The organism is Draconibacterium sp. (genome assembly GCF_041583095.1).
Taxonomy (GTDB): Bacteria; Bacteroidota; Bacteroidia; order Bacteroidales; family Prolixibacteraceae; genus Draconibacterium.
Map to the genome: position 1 here is coordinate 1 of NZ_JBFHGM010000423.1, position 2,678 is coordinate 2,678.

Here is a 2,678-nt window from a genome sequence, read left to right on the forward strand (position 1 = left end):
CGCGTTGATGTTGCCAGCATGGGGAAACTGGGTTTCGATATTGTGGCTCACGAGCTCAGCGAAAACGATCTGAAATTTGCCAAACAGGCCGTGCAGAATTACCACTCGTTTAAAGATGTGGTGTGGCATGGCGACCAGTATCGTCTGGTAAGTCCGTACGAAAACGACTTTGCCGCGCTGATGTATGTAAACAAGGAGAAGAACAGGGCAGTGGTGTTTAATTACCTGTCGAATTTCAGGTACAAACAAACGGCTTCTGTGCTTCCGGTTAAGTTTGCTGGCCTCGATCCTGCCAAACAATACACCGTAAAAGAACTGAATGTTTACCCGGGACGCCGCTCGTGGATTGATGCCGAAAAAGTATACTCCGGCGATTTCCTGATGAAAGTGGGCATTAATCCGCATGTAACCTTGCGCAGTACCAGCGTGGTGTTGGAGGTGAATGAGGTGGAGTAGCAAGGCAAAAGTTTAAAGGCAAAAGTTGAGATCAGCTTTGCTGATTGAAATCCCGACCGGAGCGTCGGGAGCAAAAGGAGTTGGCAATAGGCAAATAACAATAGGCAAAGAGCCCCAACGGGGCGATATCACATAGCCCGGTGCGTAAGCGCCGGGTTTTTAATATCCAATATCCAACAGGCAATGCGTCCCATTGGGGCGAAATGTCGGAAGCCTTTTTTTGCATCGGGGTTTTTCATACATTTGGGAATGGAAGCAATAAGAATGAAACATATACTGGTATTTGCGGCAATGGTATTTGTTGCGGTCGCCTGTAATAACGAGGCCCGGCAACAACCGGTAACAACAGTAGATTGGGAGGCACGAAATGCCACTGCCAATCTCCCCGATTCGCTCGAAACCGGAAGTACTTACCTGTCGGTTTATTCGCAAATATATTCCGGTTCGCAGGAGCGTTTGGTCGATTTAACGGCCACCATTAGTATACGTAACCCGAATACCGAAGAAACGCTGTTCATCAAAACTATCGATTACTACAATACGGAAGGTGATCGTATCCGCTCTTACCTGTCGTACCCTGTTTTTATTTTACCCATGGAAACCGTTGAAATTATCATTCAGCACAACGATAACGAAGGAGGCACAGGAGCGAACATCATTTTTGATTGGGAAAAAGCCGCCACAGCTGTCGATCCGGTTTTCGAAGCAGTGATGATCTCTACCTACGGACAGATCGGACTTTCGTTTGTTACGCAAGGTATTCCGTTGGATTGATCATTCACTCGTATCCGCGGGTATGCTATGTATCAGTAGCTGTTGGTTGAGAATCCCCATGATAATTATTATTTTTCCGGCAGGCTTCCCGGGCAAAAGAATCGTAAACGAGAACGAATATGGACCGAAAAAAGCATTGGGAAGATATCTATCAGAGTAAGAACACCGCGGAGGTGAGCTGGTTTCAGGCTTCACCTACAACATCGCTACAATTTGTTAAGGAGTTTAAATTACCGCTGTCGGCCCGGATTATTGATGTGGGCGGCGGCGATAGTTTTATGGTTGATCGGTTACTGGAAATGGGCTACAGCAACATTACCGTTCTTGATATCTCGGAAACAGCCATTAAAAAGGCACAGCAGAGATTAGGAGCGAAAGCCGATACCGTAAAGTGGATCGTTGCTGATGCAGCAGGATTTCAACCTACCGAAACCTACGATTTCTGGCACGACCGGGCTGCCTTTCATTTCCTGACCGATAAGCAGGAGATCAGCAATTATGTCGATACCATCCGTTCGTTTGTTAAGCCGGGTGGTTACCTGGTGTTGGGAACCTTCTCGGAACAAGGCCCCACAAAATGCAGCGGCATAGAAATTAAACAGTACTCTGAAAATACGATGACCAGCCTGCTAACAGATTTCTTTAATAAAATCAGGTGTATTTCAGTCGATCATAAAACACCTTTTAATACCCTTCAGAACTTTATCTTTTGCAGTTTCAGGCGCTTGGCGGGATAAGACATTGGTCACTTGTCATTAGCCACTATTCATTAGCCACTGCTACTGCATCCCCGAAGTTTCAGAATACACCAGCGTGGGGGATTGGTTTTATTTTTTGCACCGTGGCTTCAGCCCGGTGTCAAAATTGTAATATTATAAAAGGGCTTTAGCCTTTAAAACTAAATTAAAGGCTAAAGCCTGTTTTCAATTCTCAATCAGTAATCACCGCCCTAAAGCCTGCCTGCCGGTAGGCAGGGCCGGTGCAAAAAAGCGCAAAAAATAAAAGGAGCATCCAAAATGGATCGGATCCCTATCACAAACGCATTTGTTTGTATGCTCACCAAGTTAATGCCCCTGCAACATGATTTTGGAACCACCAGTTGAGCCGTGGGCATAAGAAAAAACACGATTGATACCCACTTCACGAACCTGATGGCGCTATAAAATGAGTTTTATACCCGCTTCTGTCATCTGGGGGCGTAAAAAAACGCGTTTGGAACCGACTTCTGTTGCCTGAGGATGAAAAAAAATGCGTTTGAAAGCTTCCCCAGCTGCTGAGGAAGCGATAAAACCTGTTTGAAACCAACTTCTGTTACCTGGGGAAGCAAAAAAATACGTTTGAAACCGATATCGGTCACCTGGGGATGCAATAAAACGCGTTTGAAACCAACTTCTGTCACCTGAGGGAGCTTTAAAATCAGGTAGTTATGGGTTTTGAAGAATGCAGGA

4 protein-coding genes are annotated in these 2,678 nt (G+C 45.7%); 3 read left to right on the forward strand and 1 reads right to left on the reverse strand.

Annotated elements, in window-relative coordinates; all coding sequences use genetic code 11:
- The 3 genes from ABZB17_RS22100 to ABZB17_RS22110 form a co-directional block, all read left to right on the forward strand.
- The coding region (locus ABZB17_RS22100) for a GH36 C-terminal domain-containing protein (RefSeq protein WP_372653768.1) at positions 1-456 on the forward strand (456 nt) is incomplete at its 5' end.
- A gap of 249 nt (positions 457-705) precedes the next feature.
- Positions 706-1,230 (forward strand): DUF3124 domain-containing protein, encoded by a 525-nt coding sequence (locus ABZB17_RS22105; protein WP_372653771.1) that lies wholly within the window; start codon positions 706-708, stop codon positions 1,228-1,230.
- Positions 1,231-1,349: 119 nt separating this feature from the next.
- A complete protein-coding gene (locus tag ABZB17_RS22110; protein WP_372653773.1) occupies positions 1,350-1,967 on the forward strand; it encodes a trans-aconitate 2-methyltransferase in 618 nt (205 codons plus the stop codon).
- Between the two features lie 449 nt (positions 1,968-2,416).
- Here the strand turns inward: ABZB17_RS22110 and ABZB17_RS22115 are convergent.
- The coding region (locus tag ABZB17_RS22115) for a hypothetical protein (protein ID WP_372653776.1) at positions 2,417-2,678 on the reverse strand (262 nt) is incomplete at its 5' end.